Source organism: Acinetobacter dispersus (genome assembly GCF_009884975.1).
In the GTDB taxonomy this organism is placed as follows: domain Bacteria; phylum Pseudomonadota; class Gammaproteobacteria; order Pseudomonadales; family Moraxellaceae; genus Acinetobacter; species Acinetobacter dispersus.
The window spans coordinates 336,911-352,975 of sequence record NZ_CP041970.1 but is presented as its reverse complement, the minus strand read 5'-3'; the positions used below and the strand labels follow the sequence as shown (position 1 = coordinate 352,975).

Below are 16,065 nucleotides of genomic sequence, written 5' to 3'. Positions count from 1 at the left end.
TAATTTGCCACCATTACATGTCGCAAAAATGACAAGCTTGCGTCAAAACGCATTAAGCCTCAGATGCGTCTTTCGCAGCATCGTCGCCTTTTGCTTGTGCATTAGCTTGTGATTGAGCGTATTCTTTACCAGCAAGAATCGCATCAGCCATAGCTGAAGCATACAAAGTTACTGCACGAATCGCATCGTCGTTACCCGGAATAACGTAATCAACGTTGTCTGGGTTAGAGTTTGTATCAACGATACCGATTACAGGAATACCTAAGTTTTTCGCTTCTTTGATTGCAATCGCTTCGTGATCAACGTCGATTACAAATAATGCGTCAGGTAAACCACCCATGTTCTTAACGCCGCCTAAAGCACGTTCAAGTTTTTCCATCTCACGAGTACGCTCTAAAGCTTCACGTTTAGTAAGCTTAGCAAAAGTACCGTCTTGAGATTGAGTTTGAAGGTCTTTTAAACGGTTGATAGATTGGCGAAGTGTTTTCCAGTTCGTCAACATACCACCTAACCAACGGTGATCTACATATGGTTGACCAGCGCGTTGAGCTTGTTCACGGATGATGTTAGAAGCAGCACGTTTAGTACCAACGAACAATACTTTGTTCTTTTTGCTTGCAAGATTGTTAACAAAGTTCAAAGCATCATTTAACGCAGGAACAGTGTGCTCAAGGTTGATGATGTGAATTTTGTTACGCGCGCCAAAAATGTATTGACGCATTTTTGGGTTCCAGAAACGAGTTTGGTGACCAAAGTGTGCGCCTGCTTGAAGAAGGTCGCGCATGCTTACGTTGTAATCTGCCATTTTCTTTACCTTAAAGTTTGGGTTAGGCCTCCATATATCCGCATTCTCCACCTATTGCTAGGCACCCAGAGTAATGTGTCGATATATGTGCGGATTTTTTACGACTATTGTTATCAGATATTTTCGTAAAATATATTCACGAAAAGCATTTGATAAAATAGGCGGCTATTTATACCATAGACACTTGCAAATTACCAAAAGTTTTTAGAGATCATGAATACAACTTATACAGCCCCACGCCGATTAATCAAAACACCTGAAGAAATTGAAAAGATGCGTGTTGCTGGGAAATTGGCTGCTGAAGTTCTAGACATGATTAAACCGCATATTAAAGCGGGTGTGAGCACACTAGAACTCGATACAATCTGTCGCAATCATATTGAAAATGTTCAACAAGCGATTCCTGCCTGTGTAGGTTATGGTGCCGCACCAGGCCGCCCTGCTTTTCAACATTCTATTTGTACTTCGGTCAATCATGTTGTTTGTCATGGTATTCCATCTGAAAATAAAACATTAAAGAACGGTGATATTCTTAACATTGATGTAACAGTGATTAAAGATGGTTATCACGGTGATACCAACATGATGTACATCGTCGGTGGTGAAACCTCTATTCTTGCTAATCGTTTATGCTCAGTTGCTCAGGAAGCGATGTATCGCGGTATGGCAACAGTTAAAGATGGTTCATATCTGGGTGATGTGGGCTATGCAATTCAGCAATATGTTGAATCTGAGCGTTTCAGTGTTGTACGTGAATATTGCGGCCATGGTATCGGCAATGTTTTCCATGACGAACCACAAGTTTTACATTATGGTCAAAAAGGTACAGGTATGCGTTTAGAAGCTGGCATGACCTTTACTATTGAACCAATGGTAAACGCAGGTGTTTGGCAGACTAAACTTTTAGGTGATAAGTGGACGGTTGTCACAAAAGATCACAAGTTATCTGCTCAATATGAACATACGATTTTAGTAACACAAACAGGGATCGAAGTTTTAACAGCTCGCCCTGAAGAAGATTTATCACGCTTTATGTAGTTCATAATCTTTGAGTTATTTTTAAAAAGTCACTTCGGTGGCTTTTTTTATCTCTTCATAATCCCTTCATCAATTTATTTAAATCAAACAAATTTTTTCATAAGCATAACAATTATAAATTTTAACTAAACAAACCACACTCAAAAAAGAGTTATGGTGGGCGCAAGAAAAATCCTAAAAACTTTTTGGACATGGAGTCCCACGATGATGAAGAAATCATTCGCTTGCCTGATTACAGGCGTATGTGCCCTACCTACACTTGCTTTCGCAGACTCACCTTATTTTAGTCTAAAAGATGGAGATGGCTTTAAACGCTTTTCTGTTTCTGTAGGTGCTTTATATGTAAAACCGACAGGTAAAGCTCAACCCGTAAAAGTTAATACAGCTGTCGCAAATGGAGAACAATCTAAAGTTGGGGATGTTTCAATAAAAACTGTGAAAGGTAGCATTTCCAAAGATATGGATCCTAATTTATCAACTGCTTTCATTGATTTTCTTGATACGCTGGGACAAGAAACATTGCCTGGTTCATTAAGTGGTAATGCCGAAATCTATGGTCTAAACGAATGGAATAACCCAGGTACAGGATTAGAAGCAGATGATGTAATGACTTTAGGCATCATGACCAACTATTTTTTCACAGATAATGTTTCACTTGAAATTAAGGCTGGTATCCCTCCAAAAGTTGATATTCAAGGTAAAGGGCAAATTTATGCACCATTAACCGCTACAGCACATCCATCTATAGAACTTCCTATTATTGGAGGTATAGGTCTACCCTCAATTGATTTAGAAAAACAAATTTTCATTACTGACCTAGAAGCACATGGTACAGCAGCAACAGCTAGAGCATGGACGCCAGCTTTTGAACTCCAATATCATTTCGGTAAAACAGGTGTAAATAAATTCAGACCCTATGTTGGATTAGGTTTAATGTATGCTTATTTTAATGAGCTGAAAATCAATTCCGCAATCGAAAATGATCTCATCAATGCTGGACATATGATTGTCAATATTAAAGATGGTAAAGCAGGTGCAGCTTTGGATCAAAAGACCAGCTCTGGTGATCCAAAAGTTAAATTAGAGGCTTCAGATGCATTTGCACCTGTTGCCACTGCTGGTTTTACTTATGATTTCAACGATCGTTGGTTTGCAGTTGGTTCGGTTTCGTATGCACACCTTACAGGAGAAGCAACCATAACAGTGAATGATGCTAAATATGGGGAACTAATTCGCGCAAAAACAGATATCGAGATCAACCCTCTTTTAGGTTATGCAGGTGTCGGTTACCGCTTCTAAGTTTTATTTCATAAAAAAAGCAGCACTCGCTGCTTTTTTTATTGTGCAATCTTTCAAAGCAGCATGATCAAAAATCACGCACCACGAGAACGCAATTTTCACAAGATTGTCTAACATAGACACCTTATATCTACGACCCCATATTTATACCAATATTCTTGGTTCACTTAATCCCCTGATAAATGCCTTGATGATTAATATTTTAAATTATTCATTTGGTTAATTTATTTTTCTGGCACGGCACTTGCTATATATCAAACACATTGAATCAATGACGATTCATAAAACAATTTGATGACGGCCAACGACGTCCGTTCTGTTCGATTTGCTTAAGCAGCGTAATGACTAAGCAAAATAAATGACGTGCAGTTCAGGAGAAAGTTATGTCTTCACCAATGAATATTGATGCAAAAAAAGCCACCGAAATAAAATTATTTAGTTTTTCAACACCTGCTATGCGTGCTTTCCATATGACATGGCTAGCATTCTTCGTGTGTTTCTTCGCATGGTTTGCATGCGCACCACTTATGCCAGTCATCAAAGGCGAATTCAATTTAACCAAAGATCAAATTGCCAATATCAACATTGCGGCCGTTGCCATTACCATTTTAATTCGCCTCATCGTTGGCCCACTCTGTGATAAATACGGCCCACGCAAAACCTACACTGCTCTTTTACTGCTTGGTAGTATTCCTGTTTTTGGTGTTGCTGCTGCAAATACCTATGAATCCTTCTTATTCTTCCGCTTATTGATTGGTGCAATTGGCGCGAGCTTTGTGATTACCCAATACCATACCAGCGTGATGTTTGCACCAAACGTGGTAGGTACAGCAAATGCAGCCTCGGCAGGTTGGGGAAATGCAGGAGGTGGTGCAACCCAAGCAATTATGCCTCTTATCTTAGGTGCAATCGTCATGTTTGGTGTAGAACAAGCAATGGGTTGGAGAATCGCATTGCTCGTACCAGCATCATGATGCTGATCGTAGGTATGCTGTACTGGAAATTCACCCAAGACTGCCCTCAAGGAAACTTTAAAGAACTTCGTGAGCAAGGCATCGAAGTTGGTGCTGGTAAAAAAGGTGGTGTTGCGATTCTGATGCAAGCAGCCCGTAATTACCGTGTTTGGATTCTATTTGTCTCTTATGCTGCATGCTTTGGTATTGAAATTTTCATCCATAACATTGCTGCAATGTACTATGTCGATCACTTTAATATGGGGCTCAAAGAAGCAGGTTTGACTGCTGGTATTTTCGGTCTGCTTGCCCTATTTGCCCGTGCGCTCGGAGGTTATCTTTCAGATAAAGTTGCAATATCAAAAGGTTTAGATGGCCGAACAAAAGTATTGTTTATCATGATCCTATGTGAAGGCTTATTCCTCATACTTTTTTCTCAGATGAATACCGTAGCACTTGCAATTATCAGCATGACCGTTTTTGCTCTCTTTACCCATATGTCTTGTGGTGCAACTTACGCACTTGTACCTTTTATTGATCGCAATGCTCTAGGTGGTGTCGCAGGTATCATCGGTGCAGGCGGTAATGTCGGTGCGGTTGCTGCAGGTTTCTTACTCAAAGGTTTACTGGACGTACAAACCTGCCTGATGATTTTAGGTGCTTTGGTGACCGTAGCCGCATTCAGTGTCATCCTCATTCGCTTCTCTGTCGAGCATAAAGCCAAAGAACAACAATTGTTCGAGCAAGCTGTATTAGAACGTAACTCTCTCGCTTAATCACAACACATTTTGTGTGGGATAAACCCTCCCACACAATTTCCAAATTAAATACATCAACACCATTTTTCAGGGGTCTCAATATGAAATTGAATCTTCTTAGCTTCGCTATGCTTGGATGCTTAACCACTACTACTTTTGCAGCACCTACACTTTATGGCGAAATTGATGCAAGCATCGATTACTTACCAGAAAAAAATGCCAACAGCTCAAATAAAGATGTGTGGGAAATTAGCTCAAATAGTTCATATCTTGGTGTCAAAGGCGATGAAAAACTGACTGAACGTCTAAGCTCAGTTTATGCGATTGAATGGGGATTGAGTGCTGACGGCGATAGTAATGACTGGACACAGCGTAATCGCTTCGTTGGCTTAAAGGACAGTCAACTCGGTACCATCAAAGTGGGGAAACATGATACGCCCGTCAAACAGCTTTCAAGCACAGTCGATATTTTCAATAACTATGTAGCAAATAAAGCGGATATCGGTGGCATCTTTACAGGAGAAAACCGCATCGACAATGTTGTTGTATATGAATCTCCTGCAATCAATCTATTGAATGGCTCAGTAAAACTTAATGCTCTGCTTGCAAGTGGAGAATCCTCTGGCATCAAGACATCCAGTGGTGGTGCCAAAGTCGCTGGTCGTGGCTTAGGTGATGCGTGGTCTGCCAGTCTAGTGTATGAACATCCCCTTTTCGTTGCAGGTCTTGGTTATGACAAGGCTATTCCAAGCACATTTGCTGGGCGCGGCTTTCTTAATGTTGCAACAGGACAAGCCTATACGGCTGACACCCAGTCTTTTGCCGCAGCTAATACAATTCGTGCAATTGGTCGTTTAAATCCAATTGAAGGTTTAGCGATTAAAACCTTGTACCAGCGCTCGGAAGTTGAAGAAACTACTTATGCAGACCCTGCTGAAGCAACCAAATGGGCAGCGAAGGCGAATAATATTGATGATGCTCAAGGCTGGTTAGTGGGTGCTGAATATATGCTTCCCAATGCCAAAAAATGGGCACTCAAAGCACAATATAGCCAAAATGATACACGCTTTAAAAATAATGCTGCCGACTTTAAAGCTAAGCAAATTATGGCTGGTGCTGACTATGCCTTCAATAAACAAGTGAAAAGCTACGGCTATGCTGGCTATTTAACCCTTGAGCAAGCAAATAAAAAGGATAAACAACCTGTGGTTGGACTCGGTCTAGAATTTAAATTTTAGCAACTCAATTATCCAAGGTACAAAAAAACAGGAGTAACTAGACGTTGTTTCTGTTTTTTTGATTTCATAATTACTGCTTACCTATTTCAGCCTTATACTTTATATTGCTCAAATAAATGCTGCTTAACAGTATCTAGTATTTTTAATGCTAATTCATGGTCTACTGAGCGAGCTAGTGTGAGCGCGCCTGATAACAGACTCAACTGGATAACCGCATTCTCAGATATCCGTTCTTGATCTTTTGGGTTCAATGAGTCAAGTGAACTCAAAATCGAAAGCAATGATTCCACACCTTGATGAAATGACTGTTTTACTGGTTTTTCACTAGACTCTCTTGCAACATCGCTACTTAAGGAAGATAGAGGGCAACTTGCCCCAGGATTTTCCAAATTTCGCTCAGATAAATAACCATTAAAAATATCATGCAGTGCTGTTTTCTCATTATCAGATTCATCTATGATGGCTTCCCACTTTCCCACCGATTGCTGGAAAATATCTTTGCAAGCGATATCAATCAATTCATCCTTATTTTGAAAATGCTTGTAAAATCCACCGTGTGTTAAGCCTGCAGCTTTCATTAAATCTGCAACACTTACAGCAAAGCCCTTTTCCCGTATCAATCGTGACGTCGCATGTTCAATATTCTTTCTGTTTTCGATCGCTAACTTTTTAGACACACGTGGCATAAGCAAACCTTCTTAACTCAATAAAAATAAAGAATCAGCAATTCATCATCTATAGATAGAAAGTATTTTAGCATTCCCAATACACGTTATTATAGATTATAGTTGTAATCTATTTTAATATCGTTCAATCATCATCTGAAAGCCCCCTATAGCAAATGATAAATACGGACAGTGTATGAACAACAACCAAGATCCAAATTTCTCTAAAACTTTGATTATGATGCTAATTGGAAGTGCGCTTATTCTTGCACTTTCATTAGGCGTACGTCATGGTTTTGGTCTATACCTTGTTCCAATGAGCGATAGTTTTGGCTGGGGTCATCATATTTTCAGTTTTGCTATTGCCATGCAAAATCTGATTTGGGGAGCAGCACAGCCATTTACTGGCGCAATCGCAGATAAATACGGTACTAAAAAAGTAGTTATGGCTGGCGGCTTGCTATATGCCATCGGCTTAGTTCTTATGGCATTTAGCTCTACGGGACTCCTACTTAACCTGAGCTTAGGTCTGGTTATTGGACTGGCCTTGTCAGCAACCTCATTCACTGTTCTTCTCTCCGCTGTTGGTCGCGCTGCGCCACCAGAGAAACGCAGTATGGCAATGGGGATTGCCAGTGCAGCAGGTTCATTTGGACAATTTATCATGCTGCCATCGACTTTGCTTTTACTCAAAAACATAGGCTGGTCATCTGCATTACTCGTGAGTGCCTTTGCAATTGCTTTCATTGTGCCATTGGCTTGGTTATTAAAAGCACCTCCTGCTACCGCGCCAAAAACGCTAAACCAAACAAGTTTAAGCTTTAAACAAGTCTTAAATATCGCTAAAAATCACAAACCTTTTTGGTGGTTATCACTTGGCTTTTTAGTGTGTGGTTTCCAAGTCGTATTCTTAGGAGTTCACTTACCTGGTTATTTAATTGATCATGGTTTTGATGCCACAACTGGCACGATATTTTTAGCATTGGTTGGCTTATTTAATATTGTCGGAACTTATGGTGCAGGCTGGTTAGGTGACCGATATTCAAAACCAAAACTGCTCATGTTGCTCTATGGTTTACGTGGTATCGCAATTATTGCATTCCTACTCCTACCACTGAGTACATTGACCGTTTATAGCTTTGGGATCATTATGGGATTACTGTGGCTTTCAACAGTTCCACTCACCAATGGTATTGTCGCCAACATGTTTGGAGTTAAATATTTATCCATGCTCAGTGGCATCGTGTTCTTTACTCACCAAATCGGCTCATTCTTTGGCGGCTGGCTAGGTGGTGTAAATCATGATTTAACAGGTAACTATAATTTGATTTGGCTTACCTGTTTAGTTCTGAGTGTCTTTGGTGTAATTATCCATCTTTTCGTCAATGAAGAGGCTGTGATTCATGATGAGTATTGAACGAAACTTTAAACTGATCTTAGTCATCTCTATTTTTTGTCTGATCAGTCTTTCAATTGCCATCTGGCTTCAAACACCAGATTTATTTGAATACTTTAATCAAGCCTTTTGTGCGCATTGAATAAATATTTCAATCACTGTTATTTGTCATATTAAGATAAAAAAACTGTCATCAAATCATCAAATTTTGATGCTGTAATGAAAAATAAAAAATCTATAAAATGCAAAAAGCGTGTTGACCAAATGAATCAACACGCTTTTTTATTGTCTAAAAATAAATAAAGGCTGCTCATCGGCAGCCTTTATTTATCATCAAAATGACATTACTGTTGTTGGCGTTTAGGCAGTGGAATATATTGTGATTGCGCATTTTGTTGCACTTTACGCTCACCTACTTTCACTTGCACCGTTTGCTGTTTTCCTTCACGTTCGATCACTACGTCAATCAAACTTTCTGGTGCTTGCAATGCCACATAATTAATTAAATGTGATGCTGAAGAAATTTGCTCGTTATTGACTTGAATGATCTTGTCACCACGTTTAATTCCTGCAGTATCAGACGGTCCGCCACGTAATACATCTGCAACTGTAACGCCAACTGGTTTTGCCGCAAGCACATCTTCATCCAAGTTATTTGGAATTAAACTAATGCCTAACCAACCACGTACCACACGGCCATCTTTCAAAATCGAGTTCAGTACTTGTTGACAAACCTTCGCAGGAATTGCAAAACCAATCCCTAACGAACCACCAGATTGAGAGAAGATTGCTGTATTTACCCCAATCAGATTCCCTGCAACATCAATCAATGCACCACCAGAGTTACCTGGGTTAATTGCCGCATCGGTTTGAATAAAGTCTTCGTAGGTATTAATCCCCAAGTCAGAACGACCCGTTGCAGAAATAATCCCTTGCGTTACGGTTTGACCGACACCAAATGGATTACCAATTGCGAGCACAACATCACCCACTTCATTACCACTCAACTTAAATGGTAATACTGGCAATTTGTCTAACTCAATTTTGATGACAGCTAAATCGGTATCTGGATCAGTCCCAATCACTGTCGCTTCAGCACGACGGCCATCATGAAGTGCCACAACAATATGTTCAGCCTGTGCAATCACATGATTATTCGTCAAGATATAACCATCTGCACGCACAATTACACCCGACCCCAGACTGTTTTCATTTTGAGGTTGCTGTGGCATTTGGTTGCCAAAGAACTCACGAAATACAGGATCATTCAGTAATGGATGATTCATCTGTTTCACTTTCTGGGTGGTAAAAATATTCACCACAGCAGGCGCAGCCACTTTGACCGCAGCGCTATAGGAAACCACCCCACCGGTACGTGATGTATCAATCAGTGGCTCAACCTTTTCTGCTGGCATTTTTACGCCATCAGCAGCCACAGTCGGCTTCGGTTGATGTGATTTCTGCCAAGCCAGAAAACTAAATATAACAAGAATGAGTAATACCCAAGGTAACCATGTAAATGCACGGCGCACGTCTATAATCCTCTAGGCGAAATTATGTGATGAACGTAATTTATTGAAGAAGTGGAAGTTTCCACCATTGTAAAGTAAATTGCTTAAAATCAATGCAAAAGTTAAAAAAGTTTTGTCTAGCTTTAGTTACATTTAAAAATATGTTCTTATTGATCCTGAGAAAAGATGTAAATCATTTGAGGAATCGCATGGCAAATTTGCATGATATTGTGCAATGGTGTAACCAAACTTTAAAAGCAAATGAATTTAAAGACTATGCACCAAACGGCTTACAAATTGAAGGCAAGCTTGAAGTCAATAAAATTGTCTGCGCTGTCACTGCGTCTGAAGGTGCAATTGATGCCGCGATTGCACAACAAGCCGATGTATTACTAGTCCATCATGGCTATTTCTGGAAAGGTGAACCCTACCCAATTACAGGCATGCGCGGCAATCGTATCAAGAAACTCATCCAAAATAATATTTCCCTGATTGCCTATCACTTGCCTTTGGATGCTCATCCAACTTTGGGCAATAACATCGCGATTGCCGATTTGATTGGTTTAAAAGATTTGGAAGCTTTGGATCCAAGTGAAAAGCATCCTATTGGCAACATTGCCTATTTAGACAATCCGCTAAGTCCAGAACAATTTAAGGAAAGGTTACAGAGCATTTTTGACTTTAATGTGATTCATCTACCAAGTGATAAAACTGCAATTAAAAAAGTAGGCTTCTGCACAGGCGGTGCTCAAGATTTTATTTCCAAAGCAGCTCAAGCAGACTGTGATGCTTATATTTCTGGTGAAGTTAGCGAACGTACTTTTTATGAAGCGAAAGAACTAGGGGTACATTATTTTGCATGTGGTCACCATGCAACTGAACGTTATGGTGTACAGCGTTTAGCACAGGCCATTGAAAAACAGTTTTCAATCAAAACTGAATATTTCGAACTCCATAATCCGATCTAGTTCGAGTCAACCATTTGAAGGAGTGGAATTATTTTCTCTCCTTCTCATCATAATTTTTAAATGAATCCATTTTCAACTTAAGATTTGCGCTAGCATCACCAGCATTGCAACGTCTTTACCTTATCTTGGGGCTTATAAAGCCTAACTCAGAACACATCCCCTTTCTTTCATTGGCAAGTCAATTCAAGACCCAACAGACCAATGATAAATAAAATTTATTTTTTATTCCATTTCGCATAGATAAAAGCAAATTAAAAGATATTGATTCTCATTTGCTTTTAAATGAATAATGAAGGCGCTTCAATTCATCGTAATAAAACCACATTGATTACAAAAGGAATCAAATACATGGCTTATTCTTTACCTGCGCTTCCTTATGCATATGATGCACTCGAACCGAACATTGATACCAAAACCATGGAAATTCATCATAGCAAACACCATCAGACTTATATCAATAATATTAATGGCGCAATTGAAGGCACAGAATGGGAAAAACTTCCTGTAGAGGAACTGGTCGCCAAAGTGAATGAAGTCCCTGCAGAGCTTAAAAATATGGTAATCAATAATGGTGGCGGACACGCCAATCATTCACTGTTTTGGACAGTCATGAGCCCACACGGAGGTGGTGAACCAACAGGTGCTATTGCTGAAGCCATCCAGCAGCAACTGGGTGGTTTCGATGCATTTAAAGATGCATTTACCAAAGCAGCGATTAGTCGTTTTGGTAGTGGCTGGGCATGGCTGAGTGTGACACCTGAACACAAATTAGTGGTCGAAAGTAGTGGCAACCAAGACTCGCCACTGATGCACGGCAATACACCTATTTTAGGTCTAGACGTATGGGAACATGCGTATTATTTAAAATACCAAAACCGCCGTCCTGAATATATTGCTGCATTTTATAATGTGGTGGATTGGAATGAGGTCAATCGCCGTTATCACCAAGCGTTACAAGCAAAAGTATAATAATTTTCGAATCAGCTCGGCCTGATTCAGTATCTCCATAAAAAACGGGTTAGAGTGTTTTAGAGCGTTCACTAAACGAGCTAAAAACTCTAATCATTGTTGTATCGTATATGTCTCATAACGAAATTTTTTGCATATTTTGTGTATTAAAAGACTGCCCTATTGTCTATAGAATCATTTACAATAAAGGCACTTAATGTAAAACCCAGCAAATTTGCAAGGAATGAAACATGACAACCATTACTTTACCTGCACTTCCATATGGCTATGATGATTTAGCGCCACATATCACTCGCGAAACTTTAGAATACCATCACGACAAACACCACAATACTTATGTTGTTAACTTAAACAACTTAATCAAAGGTACTGACCTTGAAGGCAAAACTTTAGAAGAAATCATCAAAGCGTCTGCTGGTGATGCATCTAAAGCGGGTATCTTTAACAATGCTGCGCAAGTATGGAACCACACGTTCTACTGGAACAGCATGAAGCCAAATGGTGGTGGTAAACCTACAGGCGCGATTGCAGCGAAAATTGAAGAAGCTTTTGGTAGCTATGAAAAGTTTGCAGAGGAATTTACTGCTGCTGCAACAACTCAATTCGGTTCAGGTTGGGCTTGGTTAGTTGCTGATGAAGTAAACGGTAAATTATCGATTACTAAAACTGCCAATGCAGACACTCCACTTGCACATGGCCAAGTTGCAGTATTAACAATCGATGTATGGGAACACGCTTACTACATCGACTTCCGTAACTTACGTCCTAAGTACATCGCAACTTTCTTAGAAAGCTTAGTAAACTGGGACTATGCAAATGCAAAACTTGCAGGTCAACCAGCAGGTGTTGAGAAATAATTTATTATTTCCCAAATAAAAAAACTGCTCTTTATGAGCAGTTTTTTTATGTTTGTATTTTGATGGAATCATTCAACTCAGCCATTCAATTCACTTGCTCTTTTTAAATAAAGTCTCTTTTACAACGTCCTTAGATTAATAAAGATAGACCTCATTGAATAAATTCTTTCAATAGAACGCGTCTGATCACTAATAGTCAGAAAGGCCAAAATTAGTTTCTTGAAACAAAGATTCAGTCTTAAGTATTTATTTTAAAGCAATAAAAAACCCTGCTTTCGCAGGGTTTTCTTTTGAATCAGTTCAGTGCTTAGTGAGCAGCGAATTGGTTCATTGTGTTTTTAGCATCATCGTGCGCTTTAAGAGCGTTGTCACCAGAGAAGATTTCTTTGTGATCATCACCGATGTCAGAACCCGCCATTGCTTGGTGTTTAACACAAGCAATACCACCACGGATTTCTTTACGTTGTACGCCAGCAACATAAGCCAACATACCTTCAGAACCGAAGTAACCTTGTGCAAGCTCATGAGTAGAAAGAGCAGCAGTGTGGTAAGTCGGAAGTGTGATCAAGTGATGGAATACACCCGCTTCACGAGCAGCATCTGCTTGGAATGTACGGATCTTAGCGTCTGCATCAGCAGCTAATTCTGTAGCATCGTACTCAGCGCTCATTAATTTAGCACGGTCGTAAGCAGAAACGTCTTTACCTTCAGCAACCCAACGGTCGTAAGCTTGTTGACGGAAGTTTAAAGTCCAGTTGAACGATGGGCTGTTGTTATAAACAAGCTTCGCATTTGGAACAGTTTCACGTACACGGTTAACCATGTGAGCGATTTCTTCTACGTTTGGAGTCGCAGTTTCGATCCAAAGAAGGTCTGCACCATTTTGAAGGCTAGATACACAGTCAAGTACAACACGGTCAATTTGAGTGTCAGCACGGAACTGATATAAACCAGAAGCTAAACGCTTAGGACGGTGTAATTTACCATTACGTTTGATCAAGATTTCATCTTCTTGAGCATCTGCAATGTCAATTTCAGTTGTGTCTAAGTAGCTGATGTATTGAGAAGCGATGTCGCCTGGCTCTTTAACCACAGGGATTTTTTGAGTCAAGTCAGCGCCTTCAGAGTCAGTACGCGCAACGATGATACCGTCATCAAGACCCATTTCTAAGAATGCATAACGTAATGCATGGATTTTAGCGATGAAGTCTTCGTGTGGAACTGTTACTTTACCAGCTTGGTGACCACATTGTTTCGCGTCAGATACTTGGTTTTCGATTTGAAGTGCACAAGCACCCGCTTCGATCATCTTACGTGCAAGTAAGTAAGTCGCTTCTTCGTTACCGAAACCAGCGTCGATGTCCGCAATAATTGGCACAACGTGAGTTTGGAAACCGTCGATTTGAGCAGTGATTTCAGCAGCTTTAGCAGTATCACCAGCTTCGTTTGCTTTTTTAAGCGCACGGAATAAATCGTTAAGTTCTTTCGCATCAGCTTGACGTAAGAAAGTGTAGATTTCTTCGATCAAAGCAGGTACAGAAGTTTTTTCATGCATAGATTGGTCAGGAAGTGGACCAAATTCTGAACGAAGTGCAGCAACCATCCAACCAGAAAGGTAGATATAGCGACGTTCAGTTGTACCGAAGTATTTTTTGTTCGCAATCATTTTTTGTTGCGCGATAAAACCGTGCCAGCAACCTAATGATTGAGTATATTTGCTAGAATCAGCATCATAAGCAGCCATATCACGACGCATAATCGCAGCTGTATATTTAGCAATATCTAAACCAGTTTTGAATTGGTTTTGCATTTGCATACGCGCAGCATCTTCTGGGCTAATATCGCGCCAAGTGTCGCCGAATTTTGCTTTTAGTTCGCGGATTGCATCAATCGCTGTTTGATATGTAGACATGATATATTCCTTTTGCGGATTGGCATCGAATGATCGCTAATAAATCCTGATTTTAATTAGTCTAGATTTAAAGCACCTCATCAACATGTATCACAGCTTAGTCTTTGGCAAGTGTTTTATCCAATATTCTGGCTTAATCTTCAGTATTTTCTAAAAAAATATATGTATAACCATTTTTCAAGAATACAAAAATACTACTTAAATATTTGTTTTTATTAATCTTATAAAATACACCACTTGGACCAACCATCAAATTTCGGCCCTATTTTCTAGACTCATCAGTTCATAAAAAGCTGAAACTTGCTTATTTAAGTTGCAGAAAATGACAATTTTTCTGTGTATTTTCCTTCAATTTGAATACAAAACCACAGCATAAAAAGCCGTCAAAATTAAATAAATCGACAGAATGTGCCAAGTTGAAGCATAAGCACTAAGGCTGTTGCTTTTATGTAGGATTAAGTTACACAAATCCCTTTGGATATGTCATAATTCAAGGCAATTCAAGGATTTTATTTTCGGTATTTTTTTTATGAATCTGGAGCGCGTCGATCTCAATTTATTAATTTATCTTGACGTACTTCTTCGTGAAAAAAATGTCACCCGCGCAGCAGAGCAATTGGGTGTCACCCAGCCTGCGATGAGTAATATTCTGCGTCGTTTACGTAATTTATTTAACGACCCCCTACTCATTCGTTCTTCTGAGGGCATGACGCCAACAGAACGTGCATTAGAATTACAGCCGCGTATTCGAGATGCACTAGCTGATCTTTCAATGATCCTTGAACCGCGTACTGAATTCCGTCCTTATACCAGTAATCGTGTATTCCGGATTATGACATCCGATTATGCCGAAGCAACATTGGTTCCACGTTTAGTAAAAGCTTTACGCTCAGAAGCACCAAATGTGGTCTTGGATTTCTTAACTCCAAGTGACGTGTCCTACCGTGACATGGAACAAGGTAAAGTTGATCTAGCCATTAACCGCTTCAACGAAATCCCGCAAAGCTTCCATCAGGTCTTAGTATGGCGTGACAGTTTCAGCTGTATTTTAAATGATAAGCACCCTGCAGTTACTCACCTCAATTTAAAAAGCTATTTAGATGCACAGCATATTTGGGTATCTAAAACAGGTATGGGTGTCGGCTTTGGTGTTAATCCAGAAAAACAAGCTGGATTAGGTTGGATTGATCAAGCGTTAGAGCGTATCGGTCAACGCCGTAAGATCTCTGTATTTACCCGTCATTATCAAATGCCAGCACTGTTAGCGCAAAATGTAGATTTAATCGCGACGCTACCAACACGTATGGCACGCTTACAAACACAGAATCCTAGACTGGTTATAAAGGATCCTCCGTTCTATATTCCAGAATTTGAACTTAAAATGGCTTGGTGTCCGTTGTTGCATCATCATCCTGCACATCGTTGGCTCAGACAATTGATCCTATTTGTTGCACGTCAAATGATTGAAGAAGAAAATCGTGAGTATTTGTTGAATAATGGCAATTCACAATTACCACATAGCTTTTTCTAAACAGACACATTAACAAGATGAATTTTCAGCCATATTTTCTGTGTGGCTGATTGTTTTAATAATAATATCAATAAAAATTTATTTCTTTTACTTATTGATAGATTATATTCTCTTAAAGAATAAGCGAGTGAAATAATGCGTTACAAACAATTATTTGCATAAGCG

Annotated in this window: 12 protein-coding genes and 1 pseudogene; 9 read left to right on the top strand and 4 right to left on the bottom strand. The window is 39.7% G+C overall.

The genetic code is table 11. From position 1 onward, the window contains the following. Positions 1-52 precede the first annotated feature (52 nt). Positions 53-805, bottom strand: coding sequence for a 30S ribosomal protein S2 (gene rpsB, locus FPL17_RS01440; protein WP_004652723.1), 753 nt, complete (start codon positions 803-805; stop codon positions 53-55). A 213-nt stretch (positions 806-1,018) separates the two neighbouring features. Here rpsB and map point away from each other — a divergent pair, with 213 nt between their 5' ends. From map to FPL17_RS01420, 4 genes and pseudogenes are all read left to right on the top strand, one after another. Next, the gene (map, locus tag FPL17_RS01435) at positions 1,019-1,843 is read left to right on the top strand and encodes a type I methionyl aminopeptidase (protein WP_159882712.1); all 825 of its coding nucleotides are present in this window, start codon (positions 1,019-1,021) and stop codon (positions 1,841-1,843) included. Positions 1,844-2,047: 204 nt separating this feature from the next. Then, positions 2,048-3,142 carry an OmpW/AlkL family protein gene (locus FPL17_RS01430; protein ID WP_159882710.1) on the top strand — a complete coding sequence of 365 codons (1,095 nt, stop codon included), beginning with the start codon at positions 2,048-2,050 and terminating at the stop codon, positions 3,140-3,142. 383 nt (positions 3,143-3,525) lie between these two features. After that, positions 3,526-4,871, top strand: a pseudogene (locus tag FPL17_RS01425) (MFS transporter). A gap of 83 nt (positions 4,872-4,954) precedes the next feature. Then, the gene (locus FPL17_RS01420) at positions 4,955-6,091 is read left to right on the top strand and encodes a porin (RefSeq protein WP_159882708.1); all 1,137 of its coding nucleotides are present in this window, start codon (positions 4,955-4,957) and stop codon (positions 6,089-6,091) included. 92 nt (positions 6,092-6,183) lie between these two features. On the opposite strand, the gene FPL17_RS01415 is transcribed toward FPL17_RS01420, so the two are convergent. Further along, complete coding sequence (locus FPL17_RS01415) at positions 6,184-6,777, bottom strand: TetR/AcrR family transcriptional regulator (protein WP_159882706.1); 594 nt, start codon at positions 6,775-6,777, stop codon at positions 6,184-6,186. 175 nt (positions 6,778-6,952) lie between these two features. Between FPL17_RS01415 and FPL17_RS01410 the strand changes: the two genes are divergently transcribed. Next, the gene (locus FPL17_RS01410) at positions 6,953-8,173 is read left to right on the top strand and encodes an MFS transporter (RefSeq protein WP_159882704.1); all 1,221 of its coding nucleotides are present in this window, start codon (positions 6,953-6,955) and stop codon (positions 8,171-8,173) included. A gap of 323 nt (positions 8,174-8,496) precedes the next feature. Here FPL17_RS01410 and FPL17_RS01405 read toward each other — a convergent pair whose 3' ends face one another. Next, positions 8,497-9,684, bottom strand: coding sequence for a trypsin-like peptidase domain-containing protein (locus FPL17_RS01405; protein ID WP_005183715.1), 1,188 nt, complete (start codon positions 9,682-9,684; stop codon positions 8,497-8,499). A 188-nt stretch (positions 9,685-9,872) separates the two neighbouring features. Here FPL17_RS01405 and FPL17_RS01400 point away from each other — a divergent pair, with 188 nt between their 5' ends. From FPL17_RS01400 to FPL17_RS01390, 3 genes are all read left to right on the top strand, one after another. After that, the gene (locus FPL17_RS01400) at positions 9,873-10,631 is read left to right on the top strand and encodes a Nif3-like dinuclear metal center hexameric protein (RefSeq protein ID WP_159882702.1); all 759 of its coding nucleotides are present in this window, start codon (positions 9,873-9,875) and stop codon (positions 10,629-10,631) included. A 348-nt stretch (positions 10,632-10,979) separates the two neighbouring features. Beyond that, entirely contained in the window at positions 10,980-11,600 is a 621-nt protein-coding gene (locus tag FPL17_RS01395) for a superoxide dismutase (RefSeq protein ID WP_159882693.1), read from the top strand. A 230-nt stretch (positions 11,601-11,830) separates the two neighbouring features. Beyond that, entirely contained in the window at positions 11,831-12,457 is a 627-nt protein-coding gene (locus tag FPL17_RS01390; RefSeq protein WP_004652711.1) for a superoxide dismutase, read from the top strand. 307 nt (positions 12,458-12,764) lie between these two features. Here FPL17_RS01390 and FPL17_RS01385 read toward each other — a convergent pair whose 3' ends face one another. Continuing rightward, on the bottom strand, positions 12,765-14,369 hold the full coding sequence (locus tag FPL17_RS01385; RefSeq protein ID WP_004808463.1) for an isocitrate lyase: 1,605 nt from the start codon (positions 14,367-14,369) through the stop codon (positions 12,765-12,767). 529 nt (positions 14,370-14,898) lie between these two features. Between FPL17_RS01385 and FPL17_RS01380 the strand changes: the two genes are divergently transcribed. Further along, complete coding sequence (locus tag FPL17_RS01380) at positions 14,899-15,900, top strand: LysR family transcriptional regulator (RefSeq protein ID WP_004808464.1); 1,002 nt, start codon at positions 14,899-14,901, stop codon at positions 15,898-15,900. Positions 15,901-16,065 lie beyond the last annotated feature (165 nt).

Bases quoted from the DNA above. Each gene is read 5' to 3' on its own strand.
- rpsB (WP_004652723.1), bottom strand. From the start codon at position 805: ATGGCAGATTACAACGTAAGCATGCGCGACCTTCTTCAAGCAGGCGCA.
- map (WP_159882712.1), top strand. From the start codon at position 1,019: ATGAATACAACTTATACAGCCCCACGCCGATTAATCAAAACACCTGAA.
- FPL17_RS01430 (WP_159882710.1), top strand. From the start codon at position 2,048: ATGATGAAGAAATCATTCGCTTGCCTGATTACAGGCGTATGTGCCCTA.
- FPL17_RS01420 (WP_159882708.1), top strand. From the start codon at position 4,955: ATGAAATTGAATCTTCTTAGCTTCGCTATGCTTGGATGCTTAACCACT.
- FPL17_RS01415 (WP_159882706.1), bottom strand. From the start codon at position 6,777: ATGCCACGTGTGTCTAAAAAGTTAGCGATCGAAAACAGAAAGAATATT.
- FPL17_RS01410 (WP_159882704.1), top strand. From the start codon at position 6,953: ATGAACAACAACCAAGATCCAAATTTCTCTAAAACTTTGATTATGATG.
- FPL17_RS01400 (WP_159882702.1), top strand. From the start codon at position 9,873: ATGGCAAATTTGCATGATATTGTGCAATGGTGTAACCAAACTTTAAAA.
- FPL17_RS01395 (WP_159882693.1), top strand. From the start codon at position 10,980: ATGGCTTATTCTTTACCTGCGCTTCCTTATGCATATGATGCACTCGAA.
- FPL17_RS01390 (WP_004652711.1), top strand. From the start codon at position 11,831: ATGACAACCATTACTTTACCTGCACTTCCATATGGCTATGATGATTTA.
- FPL17_RS01385 (WP_004808463.1), bottom strand. From the start codon at position 14,369: ATGTCTACATATCAAACAGCGATTGATGCAATCCGCGAACTAAAAGCA.
- FPL17_RS01380 (WP_004808464.1), top strand. From the start codon at position 14,899: ATGAATCTGGAGCGCGTCGATCTCAATTTATTAATTTATCTTGACGTA.